This is a genomic window from Promineifilum sp. (SeqCode), assembly GCF_041918635.1.
Classification (GTDB): Bacteria; Chloroflexota; Anaerolineae; order Promineifilales; family Promineifilaceae; genus Promineifilum.
The window spans coordinates 1-3,310 of record NZ_JAYRVJ010000448.1 but is presented as its reverse complement, the minus strand read 5'-3'; the positions used below and the strand labels follow the sequence as shown (position 1 = coordinate 3,310).

The window sequence follows — 3,310 nt, the reverse complement described above, 5'->3', positions numbered from 1 at the left end:
GTGCACGAAGCGGCGCGGGCGGTGGCCGAGAAACCGGTCGGCACTGTTGTCGGCGGCGACTTCATCTACGAACAGCAGAAGCCGGCCATGTTGCAGAGCGGCGTGCTGCTCAACGACCTGGCCGTCATCATCGAGCAACAGCATGACGGCACGGCCGAAGGGGCCTTGCGCGCCCGGTTATGCGCGACCATCTTCCTGATCGGGCGGCTGCCGGCCAGCGGCGCGGCGGCCACCGGCCTGCGGGCCGACGCCACGACCCTGGCCGATCTGCTGGTCGAGGACCTGCCCCAGGGCAGCGCCGGGCTGCGCCAGCAAGTGACGCGCCTGCTGGACGAACTGGCCGGCCAGGGCGTCCTGATGGCGGTCGAGGGGGAGTTCCGGCTGCAGACGCGGGAGAGCGCCGAGTGGCAAAGCGACTTCACGCGGCGCTTCGGCTCCATTCGCAACGACGCCACCCGCATCGCCGGCGATCGCTCGGCCGCGCTGCGCCAGGCGGTGGACAAGGCCCTCAAGGGCGTCAAACTGATCCAGGGCCACTACAAGACGCCGCGCGATTTCGACTTCTCATTTGCCCAGGAGGCGCCGCCGGCCATCACCACCGACGTGCCGGTCTGGGTTCGGGATGAGTGGTCAGTCACCGAAAAGACGGTGCGGGAGGATGCCCAGGCGGCCGGCGCCGAAAACCCCACGATTTTCGTGCTGTTGCCGCGGCTGCAATCCCCGGCGCTGACCGACGCCCTGGCCGGTGTGGCCGCGGCCACAGACACGCTAGCCGCCCGCCCCGGCCAGCAGACCACGCCGGAGGGCCTGGAAGCGCGCAAGGCGATGGAGACCCGGCGCGAACTCGAAGCCCGCCGGGTGGATGAAATCGTCCACGCCATCCTGAGCGACGCCCGCGTCTATCAGGGCGGCGGCAATGAAGTGGTGGGGGCGACGCTGGCCGAGGCGGTCCAGAAGGCGGCCGAAGATGCCCTGGTGCGGCTCTTCGCCGAATTCGCCACGACCGACGTCCCCGGCTGGAATCTGGTGGTCAGCCGCGCCGGCCAGGGGAATGCCGGCGCGCTGGAAGCGGTCAAGCATAGCGGCGATCCGGCCGATTATCCGGCGGCGAAACAGATCCTGACCCGCATCAGCGCCTCGGGCAGCAAGGGCAGCGACCTGCGCAACCAGTTCACCGGCGCCGGCTACGGCTGGCCGAAGGACGCCGTGGACGGCATTCTGCTGACCCTGCTCAACGCCGGCCTGGTCAGCGCCAGGGACAAAGCCGGCGCGCCGGTGACGGCCAAACAGATCCCGCAATCCCAGATCGGCGTCACCACCTTCACCAGCGAAACCTTCATCCTGACGACGACGCAAAAGATCGGCCTGCGCAAGCTGATCCAGGAGCTGGGACTGAGCGTCAGGCCCGACGAAGAGGCGGCCGGCGTGCAACGCGCCCTGCAACGGTTGCGCGACCTGGCCGCCGACGTAGCCGGGCCGGAGCCGCTGCCCCTGCCCCCGGACACGGCGGCCATCGAGGCGCTGCAAGCCCTGGGCGGCAACGAGCAACTGGTGCGGGTCTATGAGGCGCGCGACAGGTTGCTGGCCGACTACCGCGACTGGAAGGCCCTGACTGACCGCAAAGAGGAGCGGCTGAAGCGCTGGCGGCTGCTGAACGAACTGCTGCAGCAGGCCAGAGACCTGCCCGTGGCCCAGCAAGTGGGGCCGCAGGCGGCGGCCATTCGCCAACAGCGGGCGCTGCTGGAGGAAATGGACCCGGTTAAGCCGTTGCTGGAAAAGGTCTCGGCCGCCTTGCGCGAGGCGGCCCAGAAAGCGCGACAGGCGGTTGAAGACGCGCGGCAGCGCGAACTCAGCGCGATAGAGGCCACAGACGAGTGGGCCCAGTTGCCCGATGAGCAGTGGAAGGACATCTTCCACCAAAACCATCTGGGGCCTATCGATCACCCGGATATCGGCACCGACGAGAAGCTGTTGGCGGCGCTGAATGCCAAGCCGCTGGCCGCCTGGGGGATGGAGCTGGAAGCCATTCCGGGGCGTATTGACCGGACGCGCGAGGAAGCGGCGCGGCGCATCGCCCCCCAGGCGGTGCGGGTGCGCCCCCCGTCCACCACGCTGCGCACGGCGGCGGAGGCCGAGGCCTACGTCGCCGCCCTGCGCGACGAGATTCTGGCCCACATCGCGGACGGCAAGCCGGTTGTGATCTAGCTGGCTCAAATGGACGTTGCCACTGATAGAGAAAACATCCACAGATTACACAGATTTGGCTCTGATGAATCTGTGTAATCTGTGGATGCTTCCGCCCATGAGGACACATGCCTGCACTAGCGGCTGAGACACGCTCCCTCTTCGAAAAAGAAGTGATCCGCGCCCGGCAGACGGCCGAGACGGCCGCCCGCGCCGCCCTGACCACCCTGGCCGTCGAACGGGACAAACCGTTCGACAGCCTGAGCGAGCCGCAGCGGGCGCTGCGCCGGGCGTTGCGCGCCCGGGCGCGCCAGTTGGGGCAAGGGGACGCGGCCGCCGGCCGCGCGCTGCTGGTGGAGGAGATCGCCTATGAGCAGTGGCACCGCATGCTCTTCGCCCGCTTCCTGGCCGAGAACGGGCTGCTGATGCACCCCGACGGCGTGGCCGTCACCCTGGCCGAGTGCGCCGAGCTGGCCCAGGAGGAGGGGGCTGAAGACCTGTGGGCGGTCGCCACCCGCTACGCCGCGGCCATGCTGCCCGGCATCTTCCGCGGCGGCGACCCCGCCCTGGCCGTGCGCTTCGCCCCCGAGGGGTGGCGGCGGCTGGAGCAGATCGTCGCCGGCCTGCCGCGCGCCGTCTTCATCAGCGACGACGGCCTGGGCTGGTCGTACCAGTTCTGGCAGAGCGCCAGGAAGAAGGAGGTCAACGCCAGCGAGCGCAAGATCGGCGGGGCCGACATCGCCCCGGTGACGCAGCTGTTCACCGAGGAGTACATGGTGCGCTTCCTGCTGGAGAACACGCTGGGGGCGTGGTGGGCGGCGCGGCGGCCCGACAGCCCGCTGAACAAGACCTTTGACTATCTGCGCTACAAAGAAGACGGAACCCCCGCGGCGGGGACGTTCGACGGCTGGCCCGACCGCGCGGCCGCGGTGACGATGATCGACCCCTGCGGCGGGTCGGGCCACTTCCTGGTGGCGGCGTTCGACATGCTGCGGCGGATGCGCATGGAGGCGGAGGGGCTGAGCGCGGCCGAGGCGGGCGACGCGGTCATCCGCGACAACGTCCACATGCTGGAGCTGGACCTGCGCTGCACCCAGATCGCCGCCTTCAACCTGGCCCTGGCGGC

2 pseudogenes are annotated in these 3,310 nt (G+C 69.4%); both read left to right on the top strand.

The annotated features are described in order from the left end of the window. Window positions 1–2,205 (top strand): annotated as a pseudogene (locus tag ACE3UY_RS13760) (hypothetical protein); the annotation flags it as partial. Between the two features lie 107 nt (window positions 2,206–2,312). Continuing rightward, window positions 2,313–3,310, top strand: a pseudogene (locus ACE3UY_RS13755) (hypothetical protein); the annotation flags it as partial.